Annotated in this window: 5 protein-coding genes; all 5 read right to left on the minus strand. The window is 25.9% G+C overall.

Annotated elements, in window-relative coordinates:
• Positions 1–52: 52 nt before the first annotated feature.
• Positions 53–3,988 (minus strand): hypothetical protein, encoded by a 3,936-nt coding sequence (locus JXZ92_RS02600; protein WP_205852226.1) that lies wholly within the window; start codon positions 3,986–3,988, stop codon positions 53–55.
• A 100-nt stretch (positions 3,989–4,088) separates the two neighbouring features.
• Positions 4,089–8,267 (minus strand): hypothetical protein, encoded by a 4,179-nt coding sequence (locus JXZ92_RS02605; RefSeq protein ID WP_205852227.1) that lies wholly within the window; start codon positions 8,265–8,267, stop codon positions 4,089–4,091.
• Positions 8,268–8,438: 171 nt separating this feature from the next.
• A complete protein-coding gene (tuf, locus tag JXZ92_RS02610; RefSeq protein ID WP_205852228.1) occupies positions 8,439–9,626 on the minus strand; it encodes an elongation factor Tu in 1,188 nt (395 codons plus the stop codon).
• A 293-nt stretch (positions 9,627–9,919) separates the two neighbouring features.
• Entirely contained in the window at positions 9,920–15,700 is a 5,781-nt protein-coding gene (locus JXZ92_RS04245; protein WP_205852229.1) for a ZmpA/ZmpB/ZmpC family metallo-endopeptidase, read from the minus strand.
• Between the two features lie 116 nt (positions 15,701–15,816).
• Positions 15,817–18,381: a DNA topoisomerase (ATP-hydrolyzing) gene (locus JXZ92_RS02620; RefSeq protein ID WP_205852230.1), complete on the minus strand. Its 2,565-nt coding sequence runs from the start codon at positions 18,379–18,381 to the stop codon at positions 15,817–15,819.
• Between the last annotated feature and the right edge of the window lie 42 nt (positions 18,382–18,423).

The following is an 18,423-nucleotide window of genomic DNA, read 5'->3' on the forward strand; positions in this document are numbered from 1 at the left end:
TTTTATAAAAATAAAGTTTTAAAATCACAGATTCATTTCTGTGATTTTAATCTTATTCATCATTTAATTTTTCTCAGTTTGGTAAAGTTTTAAATTCTGAATTATCGTATTTATCCGGGTATAAATAACTCAACAACCTCATTCTTTCATAGAATGAACCGGGATTTTGAGTTGTATAACCATCACCTAAAAAGGCATTAGCGTTTGTATCTATTATCATAATATTGGAGTGTGTAAATGATGCTTCGGTTACTAAACCGGTAGCGTTACCGTCTAAATCAAAAACCATACTACCCGATGAACCTGATTGTAAATCAAAGATTAAGGAATTTAAAGGTATAACTGGAAGTTTTGATTTGGCGCCACCATATCCTAATCTTAAAATATCATCGTTACTTATATTTCCTATAATGTATTCTCTATATCTTTTTCTATTTATTGTGTCTGCATTTATTTTTTGTTCAGAAATAGGAAATGCAGCAAGCGATCAATTAAAGTTTACAAGTCTTGATATATGCAAGTTGTGTTTACTTGGTTTTATATTCTTCAATTTCTTTAGTTTTTTAAAGAATTTGAAGGTGTTGTAAGTTTTTTTATCAGTTTTATCGAATCTATTAGAAGTATAAAATAGTTTTTCATTTTTTTCACTGAAATTTAAGTAAAAATCTTTAAAATCTGCAATACCAACGATTAAATCAGCGTTTGAAAGAGAATTATTTGTGTTGTACGCATAAATGTTTCAAGTACTATTAAAATTTATATTTCCATAATTATTTTTAAATTCATGCTCACTATTCGGAAATGCTTTATCATTATGAAAATTAGCAATAATATCTACTTTAATAGTTTCGTTTAATCATTTTTTATCATCAAAAACAGATCCTCTTTTATCAGTGCTTTTAATGTTTCAACCTCCATCAGGTTCGAAAACCTCTATTGGTAAGTTCAAAACATTATTTTTAAATTCTTTGCTTAAAGATTCGCCTCAAACATGTTGATTTGTTGTTATAAAAAATTTATAATCATGCGGGTCGTTGGGGTTAACTTTACCTATAATATCTCATGTTCCTTGTCCAGATTGAGCCCAAGGAGCAAAATTAAAAACTCTATTTCTTGCATTCAAAATATTAGTTTCTGCGTTATTAAAATATGTCCGTTTTGATGATTTGGTCGCATCATTATTAAGGTGAATATAATTATCTTTGAAATTTAATTGCTCGAGATTTACAGATAATATATTGCTTTTGCCTTTTGGAACGTATTTTATTTCACTTTTATTGTTTATATCCAAATCTGCTCAGTGAACAAAAAATAGTGAACTACCTATAAAAGAAGAATTATAACTTGATAAATAATGATCACCTAATCTGTCAAATATTTTCGTTGAAGGATCTTTAGATTCTATATTATATGTTAATTTATTATTTTCTTTATTGAATTCAACGCTAAATTTATATTTATCGTTTATCAATTGTTTTAACTTGAATTCTTCTTCCTTACTATTTCTTATGGCTAAATATTCAAAACTTAGATTTGAAATTAATGGCTTCTTGAGTATTTCTTTATATGGCACTGAAATATAAACAAATGATTTGGACATATTTCTTTGTGAAGTATTATAACTTTCTGCTTGGTCTAAATACCTAACGTAAGGTTCTGGTTCGATTAAATCAATTATTTGTCTTTGTTTCGGATCAAATTCAAACCCTATTTCTAAAAAAGAGTCTTCAATATGCTTATCTAAATTATGAAATTGTGATAAATCTTTTGTTATTGATGCTTTAGTAAATTCATCATTAATTTTTCAATCTAGATCATTAATTATTTCTCTTGGTGATATAAAGTGTGTTTCTACTTTTTGACCATTTTTAACTAAATTAAAAGAATTTGTTTTTTGTGAAAGTTTTTCTTTTAGTTCTTTTGAAATTGAATTTTCATAAAGTGAAGCTTGGCGCTTGTATCATTTTTCTTTATTATAATTAACTATAGCATAATGATTTTGTATTTTGTACTCGATATTTTTATCGTTTGAAGACTCTTTTTTAAATAAATTATTTTTTGTTTCTCCCTCTATTTCTCCGTAAATAAAATTATTATCCGTATTATCATATTCAAAATTAAACAAAAATGATTTATTTTTTAATTTTGATAAAGAATTTTTAAAATTTTCACTTCCTAAAAATTCATTTAAGGTATATTTGTCGACTATTTTAATTTCTTTTAATTCATATTCTGTATTTTCATAAAATCCGTTTAAAGTGAATTTTTTAAGTTTTGTAAACGGGACGATAACTTTATTCTTATCTAGAAATAAATTATGATATATGCTTTGATTATTTGTTTCATTCATTATTTTTGTTTTACGTTCAAATATTAGTTCTAAATTTTTGTTTTTAAATAATTCTAATTCTTCTTTTTTAAAATCAAACATAATTGAACCATATATATTTTTGTTAGATAAAAATATATCAAATTTACTAATTTCAAAATTCTTAATATTTTTTAAATTATTAAAAACATTATTTTCATCGATTTCATAATTTCATAATTGGTCTTTATATCCGATTTTGGTTATTATAAATTTAGTTATATCTTCGGGTAATGAAATATCTTGAATCTCTAGTCAGTTATTATTATTTATATCTAATTTATAAATATTAGAAAAATTCGTAAATGGATCTAAACTTTTAACTTCTATTTCTATGTTTTTTATATTTGTGTCACTAAAATTAATTTCTAATTTACTATTATTGTAATTAATTTTATTAATAATGGGTTTGTTATTAATAAAATTCACCTTACCTTTAATGTTAATTTTTGGTATTTTATCTAGTCTCGACCAAACATTTTCATTATTCTTTATTTCTATGCCAAGAATTCTATCTATATTTCTTGGATCAAATTCTTCAGTGTTAGCTTTAATCTTTGTTATTTTTATATTGCTATTTTTCGGATTACTATAGATTTTTTCGTCAAAATTAAAATTAAAATATTTAATTTCTCCGTTGTTTTTTAAAGTAACTAATCTCATTTCTTTCCTAAACTCTGGTTTTTGTCCGTTTTTAGTTGAAAAAAATAAAGAAAATGTGTGTAAGTTTTGAGATAATTCTCATGTTTCTCAACGTGTGTTATTTGTGATTATTATATCATCAGATAACTCGCTAGATTTATTAAATAATATAATTTCATTTTCTGAAATAAAATTAAATGATTTGTTTTCGTTTTTAATATCAATTAACTTTACATATTTGTTTTTTTCTAAGTTGGATATTTTTACTGAAAATATTTTATTTTTAATTTTAATATTGTCTAAATTTATTTCTTCTCTAATGTTATTTTCTCCATAAGTATATATTAGTTTAAATCTATTTAAATTATCTACTTGGTAATTTATTTTAAAAATTAATTCTAATGAATTGTTGCTAAATTTACTATCTTTTAACTCGAATCTAAGATATTTTCTTTTATCAATTGTTGAGTTTTTATAATTAGTTTTTGATTTAGATATCAATCAATTATTATATGTTTTAAATAATTCGTTATTTTCGTCAAACTCACTTAAATTTTTAATATTTATTGGAGTTTTATAAATATAAGGTTCAGTTAGATCATAATTGTATGAAAGCATAATTTCTTTTTGAGTATTGTTAGAAATAGTTTTATTGTTTTGTAATTTATTTGGTTTATTTCTCTCTAAATCTGTATTGTTTGTAGAATTATTCTTATCAATTTTGTCTTTAACTTCTTTTTCATTTTTCTCTAAATCTGTATTTTTATTTAAAGTAATATTAGAATCTTTATCTAAAATTTTATTCTTGTTTTTTTCTTTATCTAGTTTATCATTATTTATCTTATTATTATCTTTAACACCATCATTAGAATTATTTCTTTGATGCAATGTTGAATATGTTTTTGAACAAGATATTTCAATTAAGGGAACGCTTGTCAAAAATAATGATATTCCTAAAATAATTTTTCTCTTTCTCATTTTTTCTCCTTAAAATATGAACAATTATATACTTTTTAAATTTATATAAAAATATCAGAATTATAAAAATCGCAAGTTGTATGTTTGCGATTTTTATAAATTATTCATTATTTATTTTTTCTCAATTCGGTTTTTCGTTAAATTGATTGTGGTTATATTTGTTTGGGAATAAATAACTCAAAAGTCTCATGCGTTCATAGAAAGAAGCAGGGTTTTGCGTTGTTTTACCATCACCTAAAAAGGCGTTACCGTTTGTGTCGATTAACATTACATTTGAACGAGAAAATGTTGATTCTGTTAAAAGTCCTGTTGCATTTCCTTCGGAATCAAATGCCATACTTCCTGATGAACCACCTTGTAAGTCAAAAATTGTTGAATCAAGTGGTATAGCAGGTAATTTTGATCTAGCGCCACCATATGCTAGTCCTTCTATGAAGTAGTCTCCCATACTTCCTATTATGTATTCACGGTATCTTTTATTATTTAAAGAATCTTTATTATATGTTTGTTCTTTTATTGGAAATGAAGCTATACTTCAATTTAAATTAACCAGTTTAGATAAATGTAAATTATGTTTACTTGGCTTTATTGTTTTTAGTGTTGGTAATTTTTTAAAGAACATATATGTTCTGTAAATTGCTTCATTATTTTCATTAAATTCTTGTCCGTTATAAAACATTTTTCCATCTTTTTCATTAAAAATAGAATAAAAATCTTTAAAATCAGCAATACCAACAACTAAGTCGGCATTAGAAAGTGAATGTTCAGTTTTATTTTCTCCAAATATATGTCAAGTACTATTTTCATTTATATCAGCATAGTTATTTTTAAATTCTGTGGCAGTATTAGGGAATGTAATATCATTATGAAAATTAGCTATTAATTCAACTTTTACTGTCGCTTCCGATCATTCTTTTTCGTTTTCGATGCGACCTCTAGTATCTCTTGAATCGGGTGTTCAACCTCCCTTTGGTTCGAATAATTTAATTGGTAAATTAAAATTATTATTTTTAAATTCTCTACTATATGCAGAACCTCAAACATGTTGATTAGTAGTTACAAAAAATCTATAATCATTCGGATCATTTGGATTTACTTTACCGATTACATCTCAAGTACCTTCGGCACCTTTTGGTCTTGGAGCGAAATTAAACACTCTATCTCTTGCGTTTAAGACATTTTCTTCTGTATTATTGAAATAAACACGTTTTGAGGAACCTCAAATGGTTGTTGATACATAATCATAACTATCTTCAAAATTTAATTGATCTAACCCAATTGAAAGAATACCTTTTTTACTTTTTGGCATGTAAGTAATATTTGTTATATTATTTTCATCTAGATCGGCTCAATGGACAAAGAAAAGAGAGTTTCCTAAAAAAGCGGAATTGTGTAATGAGAAATAGTGATCACCTAATCTATCAACTATTTTATTTGATTTATCTCTTGATTCTATTATATAAGTTAATTCTTTTGTGTTCTTATTATATTTAACATTAAATTTATACCTATTTGCTATTAGCTGTTTTAATTTTAGTTCTTCTTCTTTTGAATTTCTTATTGCTAAATATTCAAAACCTAAATCAGAAATTTCATTATTTTCTAAAATTTGACTATATGGAACAGAGATATAAACAAATGATTTAGACATATTTTTTGTTGAATGAGAGGAATTGTAAGTTCAACTTCCGTATCTAACAAATGGTTCTGGTTCAATTAAATCTATAAGTTGTCTTTGTTTTGGATCAAATTCAAATCCTATTTCAAAGTATGCATCTTTTTGATGGTTATCAATTCCATCAAAATTAGATAAATCTTTTGTTATTGATGCTAGGGTAAAATTATCGTTTATTTTTCAAGATAAATCATTTATAACTTCACGCGGTGAAATAAAATGAGTTTTAATTTCTTTATTGTGTTGTGTTAAATGAATTTTAGAAGCATGATTTTTTAAATATTCTTTTTTTGTACTTAATTCAGGAGAAATTTCATCTTCAAACAATGATGCTCTCTGTTTGTATCATAATTCTCTATTGTAATTATTTAGCGAGTAGTGATTTTGTATTGAGTAATCAATATTCAAATCTGTGTTGCTAACTTTTTTCATAAGACTATTTTTAGTTTCACCTGAATTAGAACCAGCTATATAATTATTATCAAAATTACTATATTCAAAATTATATAAAAATGATTTATTATTTTCTAAATCTAAACTAAAAGCGAAGTGTTGATTACCTACAAATTCTATTAAAGAATACTTATCTACTATTCCAATTTTTTCAAGTTCATATTTAGTGTTTTCGTAAAATCCATTCAAATTAAATTTTTGTAATTTATCAAAAGGAACTACAATTTTTTCTTCCTTTAAAAATAAGTTATAGTAAATTCCTCCATACGAATCTTCTCCGGGAACTCTATCTTTTCTTTGGAAAGTTAGTTCTAAATTCTTATTTTTAAACAACTCTAAATCTTCTTTTGAAAAATTAATTCCAATTGAACCATATATATTTTTAGTCTCGTTATCAGTATAAAAATTTAATCTTTCTACTTTAAAATTTTTTGTAATGGGATGATTTTTAATGATAGATTCTCGACTGTTTATGTTGTAATCATATAATTGATTTCCAAAATTAACTCTTGTAATCATGAATTGCGAAATATCTTTAGGGAGATTAACATCTTGAATTGTGTATTGATTATCGTTGCTTTTATAACCTAAAAAAACGTTTGAAAATTTATTAAAAGGATCCATACTTTTTACTTCAAATTGAACTTTTGAAGTATCGACTAATGATTGGTCTAAATGTCTAAAGTCAATAATTACACTATTATTTTGTAAAGTAGTAGAATTGATGATTGGCGCATTAGAAATTTGTGAGGAGTTTTCATCTTCTTTACCTGTAATTTTTATTTCGGGTATTCCATTAATTTTCAACCATTTATCTTGGTTTCCAGTTTTGGGGTTTATTTCTATTCCTAAAATCTTATCAATATTAGAAATATCGAATGTCTCAGACTCTGCAATTAATTTAGTATACCCGCTTGTTTTTATATTATTTCAATCGTCAACCTTTTTATATGAAAATCTAGCGTATTCTATTCTTTTATCTTTTGTTAATCAAATAAATCTTAAATTATTAGGAACATACGGTGTGGCTCCATTATACTTAGATCTAAAAACAATTTTAAAGCTGTGTCTATTTCCGACTGCAGGTCATGTTTTTCACTCATTATCATTTGAAATTATAAAGTTTCTAGACTCCTCTCATGATTCGTTACCTAACATAATTTCACCTTTTGATAAAAAGTTTAAAGATTCATTATTTTTCTTAATATCCACTAGTTTTATTTTATAATTTTGAGTTATATTAGAAATATTAGCAAGTAATGTTCTTTTTGAGTTTTCAAAAGGAGATAATGATACTTCAATATTTTCATTAGCAACATCAGATCTATAAATTAACTTGTAATTATTAATTTCATCTAAGTCAAAATTTGATTTTATCTTAATTGTCAATGAATTATTTGCGTAAACATAAGATAGTAACGAAAATTCTATAAAATGTGAGTCGTCAAAAACTATATTGGTATTATTATTGCTTGTCTTTGTTTTTAATCAATTATTGTAAACGTCGAAATATTGATCATTTTCATGGTAATTCGATATATCTTTTACATTTACTTTCTCTTTTAATATATATTCTTCTCTTAAACTAAAATTATTGTTAAAGATATGCGTGTTATTTGTTGAATCTATATTTTTGTTTGCAGGTTTTGCATTAGAACTAACATTTTGTTCTTGATTTTTATGTTCTGATGTTTCAGCTTGATTATCAATATTTTCGTCATTATCAATTGTAATTGTATTATTTTTATTAATTGAAGAGTTATCTTTTTCTTTATTGTTTTGACTTTCGTTTTCTTTATTTTCATTATCTTGTTTTTTGTTTGAGTCAACATTATCTATTTTTTTATTTTTTTCAATATCGTTCTCGTTTTTGACGTCGGTTTGGTCGTTGTTTTCAACATTATTCGGTTTATTTATAATGTTAGATTCTTTGTTTTTGTTGTTTTGTGTTTGGCTAACTACAATATTATCTTTTTTTGCTTTTTCGTTGGTTTTATTATTGTTTGATATGTTTTGTTCATCAATTTTAGAATTATTTTTCGGTATTGGTTTTCTAGTTTTTACATTATTTGAGCAAGCTATCAAAACCGGTAACGAACCGAAAGAAATTGTAAGTGATCCCAAAATCAACCATTTATTACGCTTTTTCATTCTATCTCCTTGTAATCTTTAATATAATTATTAATTATATAACTTTATAGACAATGTTGAAATGTGGTCATAAATTATGAAAATAAAACAAGTTTATTTCAAAATATATAAAAATAAAAGACAGAATGAAATACCATTTTGCCTTTTATTTTTATATATTTTTCAAAAAAATTATTTAACGATTTTTGTTACTGAACCAGCACCAACTGTACGTCCACCTTCACGGATTGAGAATTTTGTTCCTTCTTCAACAGCGATTGGAGCGATTAATTCTACAGTTAAGTTAACGTTTTCCCCTGGCATAACCATTTCACGTCCAGCTTCAAACACAACACCACCTGTTACGTCTGTTGTACGGAAGTAGAATTGTGGTTTGTAGTTTTTGAAGAATGGAGTGTGACGTCCACCTTCTTCTTTTTTAAGTACGTAAATTGCAGCTTCAAATTTTGTGTGAGGAACGATTGAACCTGGTTTAGCTAAAACTTGTCCACGTTCGATGTCTTCACGGTTAACTCCACGAAGTAATAATCCAGCGTTATCTCCTGCAAGTGCTTGTTTTAAGTTTTTACGGAACATTTCGATTCCTGTAACAACAGTTTTTTTAGTAGCGTGTAATCCAACGATTTCAACTTCTTCGTTTAAGTTAAGTGTTCCACGTTCTACACGTCCTGTTGCAACTGTTCCACGTCCTGTAATTGTGAAAACGTCTTCAACAGCCATTAAGAAAGGTTTATCGAATTCTTTAACTGGTGTTTCGATGTATGAATCAACAGCATCCATTAATTCCATAATTTTACCTTCGTAGTGTTCATCACCTTCTAATGCTTTTAAAGCTGATCCACGGATGATTGGAGCGTTATCTCCGTCGAATCCGTATTCTGAAAGAAGACCACGAATTTCCATTTCAACTAATTCGATCATTTCTTCTTCACCTTCTAACATATCACATTTGTTTAAGAAAACAACGATACGAGGAACACCAACTTGTTTAGATAAAAGAATGTGTTCACGTGTTTGAGGCATAGGTCCATCTGTTGCAGCAACAACTAAGATAGCACCGTCCATTTGTGCAGCTCCTGTAATCATGTTTTTAACGTAGTCAGCGTGACCAGGACAGTCAACGTGTGCGTAGTGACGTGTCATTGTTTGATATTCGATATGTGATGTATTAATTGTAATACCACGAGCTCTTTCTTCAGGTGCATTATCGATTGAAGCGTAATCACGAGCTTCTGATAATCCTTTTTTAGCTAATACTGTAGCAATAGCAGCTGTTAATGTTGTTTTACCGTGGTCAACGTGACCGATTGTTCCAACGTTAACGTGTTCTTTACTACGATCAAAATCTAATTTTGCCATATTTTTAAATCCTTTCTAAAATTTAATTTGTAATTTAATTATTTTTATTTGTAAAATTTGTTTTAGCGCTAAAACCACCAAAGTCTAGCCTTGCAACTAGAACCTGTCCTTAAATTATTATGTTGTTAGCAAAAATATTTTACCAAAAATAAGTAAATTAAATTTATTTTTAATTATCTTTTATTTATTTTTATATTTTAACATATTTTATTAAATATTATTTTTATTATTTGAATATGAAAGTTAAAAAAATAATGCTTGCATTTACGTTGTTTGCAACCATTATTTTAAAATTATTTAAAAATACTTGTTCTAAAATTCTTTGTTAATGTATTAAATTTTCTTAATATTTCTGTTTTAACTGCATCTCTATTAAAGAATCCTTTACGAGGATGAAGTTGCATCTCTTTTAAATCATCATTTATAGCTTTAGTTAATAAGTTTTTAATATCTGTTGAATTATTTAGAGTATAACTTTCGTTTTTATATTTTACTGTGATTTGTTTGAAGTTGTCTTTTTTAGCTAATCTTTCTTTGTACATCGCTTTTCTAAAGTCGGCATATGTTTTATATTTATTGCCAAAAATTTGACTATATACATATGTGTCTGATAGAATTTGATTTTCGGGTGCATTTTTTTCTAATGCATTTGATGTGTATTTAACTAAACCGTCATCCCATCCATATTCTGCTAGTAATTCGAATGAATTTCTTCTGAAAATTAAACCACCAGCAACACCGGTATCGTTTTGATATCCTGCAAAAATAGGATCAAACATTGAAATTCAGTAATAATTGTAGTCGTTATTACGTTGTCCGCTAAAATCATTTGCTCTTTGTAAATTAAATTTATTTCCTCTGAATATTATGTTCTTATCAACTAAGTCATCTAATGTGTGAAGAGAAGAAATTTCATCTGATGTTAACTCTCTATATTTATCAATTCCATGAATGTAACCTTTTTCAACATCACTTTTTACTTTTTTATGTTCATCGGCTGGTCTATAGAAGTTTCTATCATTTCTTTCGTTTTCTTTATCTTTTGTTAGTTCTAATTTAGCATAGAATTTAGATTTTTCATTATTACTTCTATTCAACATAATTTCTGATTCTAATGCATCAACTAAGTAGGTTACATCAAAAAGATTGTGCATATATGTTTTGAAATCATCTTTACTTGAGAATCTACTAATACTGTTGTTTGTTGTTACATCTCCACTTAATTCTTCAGTTAAGTTAAAACCGTAAAAATATGCATTAGCTGTAGAAACTGATTGGAATAATCCGAGAGCATACCCCTCAGGTCCTTGTCCTGGTCTATATTCGTTTCCTTGTAGTCAAGTCTTTCTATCGTAAATATGTGTTAATTCATGAGTTATTGTTGAAGCACCTTCCGGATCTAATAAGTTGACACTATCGAACCTAACAACTTTTGTGTTTTGATTAGCGTATGCCGATTCTTTACGTGCGGACTGACTGTAATATTTACCAATCGGACCAAAAAAGTCGTTTATTGCTGTGTAAGTTTGATCATGAGCGGTTGCTCATCTACGTTTTTCATCCGCACCTTTGTAAATTGGTTCTCCACTCTGACTTGATAATAATCAGTAACCTTCAAATATTTCGGTTACATTACTTTTCATTTCTTCTTTTCCTTGCTTGTTTGCTATTGTATACATAAGTTCAAGGAAGTGCATGAATTTTTCCGCGCTTACTCTAACTTTATTTTTAGCCTTTTCTAATTCGGATGAATATGCTTCTTTATTATTTCAAATTGCTTCATCAATAGTTCTTCCATATCCACCAAAATACATTGTAGCTATTGTTGAAATAACATAAACATTATCTTCAGTTAGATTTAGTAAAGGAAGAATGTATTTATTTGCATTTGTTTTATTTTTAAGTTTTGTATATAGCGAAACATCGATATCAGGATATTTTGTTGATTTCAATTCATATATGTAAGCTTTTGATGATTCTTTCAATCAAATATCCATCACTTGGTTGTTGTTAAAAATTTTATTATTCATTTCAAGGAAATCAAAAATACTATTTTTATCATTTTCTAAAATTAATTTGCTCAAGTGTTCTTTGAAAACTTTATCATTATTTTGTAATAATAAATCTTCAAATTTTAGTGAACCAATTTCTTTTAGTAAATCGATGTTTTTAATTTTTGAATTATAAAAATCAGGTCTAAATAATACTATGTTTTTAATATTATATTTGCCAAATTGAACTTTATATAATCTTTCTAGATAGGTTAAAGCCAACATTATTTTGAATTTGTTATCTAAAATTTCTTTTTTAATTAAATTTTTAATTGTGTTGTTTGAATAATCCGCGATATTATAATTAGCAATAATAGATTCCAAATAATACTTAATATGCTCTTTAACGTAGTCAAAAGTTTTATTTAGATATAATGCATCCATTGTTTCACCAGGTCAATTTTCTCTCATTTCTTGATCACGAATATTTGATCTAAATTTGTCATTATATTCATTCAAACCTACTAAGTTTTGGAATTCGGTTGAATTAAGTGTTAATGAATTGAATTCATGGGCTAATTCATCAATCAATTGTTGATTTTTATTTAAAAATTGTCTTGGTGTAAATTTGAGGTCACCATTAAGTGTGTACTCATAGATATTTGTGTTTTCGAATTGAACAGGAGAACTCAAGTTATAAACTTGTATTGTGTTATCGTTAAATTTAACTAATACTTTTTTTATTAAATCTTTATTATATAAATTTGTTGCAAAAGTATCATTTTCGGTCAATGGAATTATAGAGTTGATTTCTTTTGTGTAAAGAATATCAGAAGTACTAACTAAATTACCTAATTCTACTATTGTGTTTCTATCGTATAGTGGAACTAATTTAGACATGTTCTTATATGCGATAATTCTTGTCGAATCATAATTGTTAATACTTGCATAATTAACTTTGTCAAAAACGTTTAATTTGGCTTCGTTTTTAATTATTTCAAGGTTTAATAATTTTTGATTTAATTCACTTTTTGAAATGTGTGTTTCGTCAGTTGTTGATTCGGTAAGGATTCAATTATTTTCGATTGAAGGTTGACCTAATGAGGTATTAGCGTATAAATCATTTGTTAAATTTGTGTTAACATCTAAAATATTTTGTTTTAATGTAGTTTCATAATAATTTCTACCTAATATTTTTCCTACGTGATTATTCAAGTTTGTATTTGATTTTATGTTACCTACAATATAATTTTTTTCAATACGCGATCTAGAAACGGTTGATGATATTAATCCGTAGTATTGAGTATCTGATTGACCATTAGTTATATTTAAATTAATATTAAAAATATTATTTTTTATATCGGTATCTGAAATTTGACCGATTACCCCACCTATATAAGTAGTATCTAATTGCGATCTATTATAATTTACTGTACCTTTTATATTTAAATGATTTATATGTGAATTTTTTGAAGTTATCGCTAAAATACCAGAGCTTTTTGATGTTGTTATATTAGCATTTTCTATTTTAAAGTTTTCCAAGTTAGCATTTTCAATTTCACTAAATAGAGGTTTATTTAATCCTAAAATTGTAAAACTTTTTCCGTTAGCACTTTTTAATGTTCCAGTAAATTTGCCTGAGATATATGTTTCGTCAGTTGTATTATTAGCATATAAATCAGACCCGATAGTAAAAGTACCGCTCAAGTCATTTTTTATTTTGTTGATTAAATCATTAAAATCTGTTATAGAACCATCGTTAGAATTTAATTTATCTATATAAAATGAAAAATGATCTATTGCATCTCCATCGAAATTAAAATAAGATAATTTATCATTTTTTACTCTTATTTCAAATTTATCATCATGATCGATTACATTATTAATTTCTAAATTATAAACACTATCATTGTCAGTAATTTTTACAAAATAATTTTCCAAATTAGAAATAGTTGAAGTTAAACCTGCAACTTTTGTCACAAGACCATTATTAATATTAAATAACTCCACATTATCAATATCTTTAAAATCAAATGATTTTTTATTATATTTACCATTTAAATCTTCAATTGCGCTTATTAAACTATCATTTATAAAGTTTACTTCTTCTTGAGTGGTTGAATCGCTATTGTTAAAATCTTTAGCTTTTTTTAGCTCTTCGTCAAAATTATTTTTAATTGTTTGGTTATTTTCATAAATATAAGCAGATGATTTTTTCTTTTCCTCAGCTAACCTAATTGTTTCGGTTAAATGAGTTTTATTTATAACAATTTTGGGTTTATCTTTGAAAGTAATGCTAATATCATTCATATAATCTTGAATTACTTTAGCAAAAGCAAATTCTCCACTTATATTATTTGTTAAATCAAACTTTCCGTGTTGAAGTGTTGAAAGACTTAGTTCTAGTGGTACTTTCTGATCATTTTCTGGTTTAATTTTTAAAAGAACAATATCGCCAACTTTTGCTTGAGCAATGTTACCGTTTTTAGGGTATGTTTGACCATTTCTATAAATATAAACTCCGTAGTCGTTGTAACTAGCGTTATTAGTTGAAAAATAAACTGTTCCATTTACATTATCTCTATTTTTAAAAGTAACTAGAACATTTTTCGCTTCGTTCATTGTTAAATCAATAAAAGCTCCTGATTTATCCATACTTGATAATTTATTTTGGTTATTAACGGTTAAAGTTGAAACTTCTTTCCCGGAAGGTATGTCAAAGAAAACTCTAATAATTGAATTTTCAGGTATACTTTTAGGATTTATATCGCTTGATGTTACTAAATTACTTCCTAAAGTAAGTGCATAATTTTTAACTTTATGTACTGTTTCTTTAAACTTAACACTAATTGTTGTATTGTTTTTAATATTAAATCTAAATTTATTATTTGAATCTACTTCTCTTCTTTTGTTAGAACCATTTACAATTAATTCTTGAATTTTTTTACCGTCAGGAACATTTATATTTACAACAACTTCTCTGTTATAATCTATACTTGCTTTATTTACGTTATTTTCGATAGATAATTCTGATCCTTCTAAGGTTAAAGAATATGTATTTAAAGAATATGTTGCATTTACTTGATATGTATCTTTTTTTGGTGTAAAACTAAATTGTCCGTTAATAACTCGATCTTTTTTATCAACTCCATCTACAGTTAAAGAAACTAGATGATTATTTGCTGGGATTTTAAGATTTAATGTTACAACTTTACCTTGTTCTACTATTTTGTTTTCTTCTAAAAAACCTTGTAAATTCAAGGTAGAGTTTTTTTCTTTTTCTTCAGGTATTTCTTTTACAATTTCATTTTTTTCATTACTATTTTCTGGGTTTTTTGGTTCTCCAGAACCGGTTTGATCATTATTCGAATTTTCTGGAACCTCATTCGAAACTCCCTGATCATTATTATCTGATTCTCCGTCTTTATTGTTATTATCTTGTTCATCCGATACGTTTGAATCTACACTAGATTCCTTATCTTTGAACATAAGGTTTATTGTTGTATTTGAATTTATTTTATAAGTAAATGAATTGTTAGAAATGGTCTCTTTATATTCTTCATTATTAATTATTAATGAATTAATTTCTTTATCTTTTGGTATTTTAAATGAAAATTGCAGTGAAGTCCCTTCTTTAACGCTGTTTAAGTTAACGTTTGGTGTTATTAATGTAATATTATTAGAAAACGACACTTTAAAGTTTTGTATGTCTTCATAAATAACTTCTATATTCGTATTTTGTTGATTTATAACTCAATTAAATGTATTTTGTTCAGATAATTGAATTGATTGTTTTTTATTATTTATTTTTATTTCTGAAACTTTTTTTCCATTAGGGATATCTAGTTTTAGTTCAATCAAATCACCAATTTTTAATTGTTTATTTGCATTATTATTTAAGTAAGAAACTCCTTCTAAACTTATAATTGCATTTTGATTTTCTCTTTGAGGTATTTGTTTGCGAGTAGAATTGCTTTTTTTGTTTAAAACAGGAACGGTAACCCCGACTACTGTTCCTACCGAAATTACTGATGCGATCACGCTACCGATAATTATATTTTTTTTCTTTTTATTTAACGACATAAATCTCCTTATTTAATATAAATATTATAGCATACACCAAAAATGCATTTTTTTAAAAGACATATAAAAAAGAATAAAAAGTAAAATATTCATTCTTTTAACTTTTTATTCTTTTCTTATTTATCATTTTTGAGTAGTTTTTCAACTCTCGAAAGGAGATCGTCAAGATTTTTTTCGCTTTGTTTTATTGTTTTTTCTATTTTTTGCACTTTATTATCAACTGCCTTAATTGTTTCTGCACTAAAGTCAGAATAGTTTTTAAAATTGTAATCTTGCATATTTCTTTTATATATTGCAATATCAAAATTTTCAATATTTATATTTTGAGGTTTACTATTTGTTTTATAAGATATTAAATCATCAAAGTATGTTCTATTGTCATTTGTTTTAACTATTAAACATTTATCATTATTTAAAATGTTTAAATCAATTATTTCCCCAAATGTTTTTACATCAACTATTTTTTTACCTTTGTTTGTCTTCGAAATTTGTGGAATTTGATTAGCGTTAATTTTTAAAATTTTTCCATCTTTAGAAATTAAAATCAAAATATCATGATCGTTATTTATTGTGAAATTTGCCACTTTATCATTCAATGATAAATAAACACCTTTAACACCTTTTGCTTTTATACCTTGAATACTAATATCTAGTTCTGAATAAGAAGACACAAGCCCTTTTTCAGTGATGATAGAAATGGTATTTTGGTCATTACTTAAATAGGCATTTAATAAAACATCGCTGTTTAAAAGATTAATTGCTGTATACATTTTATTTAGTTTTTTTACTTCAAAATCTATTAATTTAGTGCGTTTGAAATATCCATTTTTTGTACCTAAAACAACATTTAATTTACTATTTCAATTCTTAATTTCAAAAATACTAATAACCTCTTCGGTAGGACCTAAATTAACTAAATCTCTCAAGGAGGTTCCATAATCTTTTCATTTATTCTCGTTTATTTTATAAATAGGGACAATTGCATAATTTCCGTAATTTGTAAAAATTAAAAAATTATGCATTGTATTAGCTTTTTCGAAGTAAATTAAATTATCATCTTCTTTTAAGTAGTATGTGCTAATGTTATTTGATTCGTAAGTTTTATCAGAAAATCTCTTAATATATCCTAATTTAGAAATTCCGAAGTAAACTTCTTCTTCTTTTATTAAATCAGTTTGTTTATAAGAAACATCAAATTCATCTTTTTCAATTTTAGTTTTTCTTTTTGTACCAAACTCGTTTTTAATTTCTTGAAGTTTATCAATAATGTATTCATCAAAAATGTCAGAATTGTTTAAAAGTGATTGAATTCTTTTAATTGTTTTTTCTAATTCTTCTTTTTCGTTTAAGTACGCAATCTTGTCGGTTTTACTTAGACGATAAAGTTTAAGCTCTGCAATTGCAGTAGCTTGTAAATTTGTAAATTTAAAATGCTTAATTAAGTTTTCAATTACTCCTGCTTTTGACCCTTCGGAATTTCTAATTACTTTAATTACCTCATCCGGAATTTCGGCAACCTTAATAAAACCTAAAACTATTTCGTGTCTTAATTTACTTTTTTCTAAATCATATGTTAATGTTTTTGTTTTTATATCTTTAACATGTGTAACATATGAATTTAGAAGTTGTTTTAAATTTAGTGTTTTAGGTTGGTCATTGTCTATAGCAGTGTTGTTGTATGAATAACTAACCCTTAAATCCGTTTTACTAAATAAATATGATAATACACTATCTATATTAATATCTTTATCTAAAGTTATCAAAATATTAATACCATTACGATCAGATCTATCTTTAATATCTAAAACGCCATCAATGTCTCCGTTAGATATTATTAAGTCAATTTTATAGACTAATTCTGACTTATTAATTCCGAATGGAATTTCAGTAATTTCTATAAATTGATTATTTTTTTCGCTATAAGTTTTGTAGTTGCAATATAAGTAAATTCTTTCGTTTTTGTTTTGTCCATATTCAAAAGCCTCAACAATTCCGCTAGTACCTTTAATTATTCCTCCGGTAGGAAAATCCGGTCCTTTAACATAAGCCATAAGTATTTTTGTTGTAATTTGTGGGTTTTTTATTAATGCAATTGTACCGTCTATGATTTCAGATAAATTATGTGGTGGCATTTCTGTTGCCATACCTATAGCAATACCTTTTGTTCCATTTACAAGAAGTGTTGGAAAAATAGAAGGTAGAATACTTGGTTCTATCTCACTATCATCAAAATTAGGAACAAAAGCAACCGTATTCTTTTTTAAATCGTTTAAAATATAACGACCAACTTTAGATAATCTAACTTCAGTATAACGCATAGCAGCAGCGGGATCATTATCGATCGAACCAATGTTACCATGCATATCTAAAAGTGGTACATTTGATTTTCATCATTGACTTAAATTTACCATTGCTTCATAGACAGAACTATCACCGTGAGGGTGATATTTACCAATTACATCTCCGACAATTCTGGCTGATTTTTTATATGGTTTGTCTGCATCTAAACCTAAAACAAACATAGAATATAGAATTCTTCTTTGTACAGGTTTTAATCCGTCTTTTACATCCGGTATAGCTCTGTCTTGAATTACATATTTAGAATATTTTTTAAATCTATCAGACATTATCTTATCTAATGATTCTTCAATTATATTTTCAACAATCTGCTTATTTTTCATAAATACCTCAACTATATTATAATAGTTTATTTAATTTTGTCT

It is taken from the genome of Mycoplasma sp. CSL10137 (genome assembly GCF_017116845.1).
Taxonomy (GTDB): domain Bacteria; phylum Bacillota_I; class Bacilli_A; order Mycoplasmatales; family Metamycoplasmataceae; genus Mycoplasmopsis.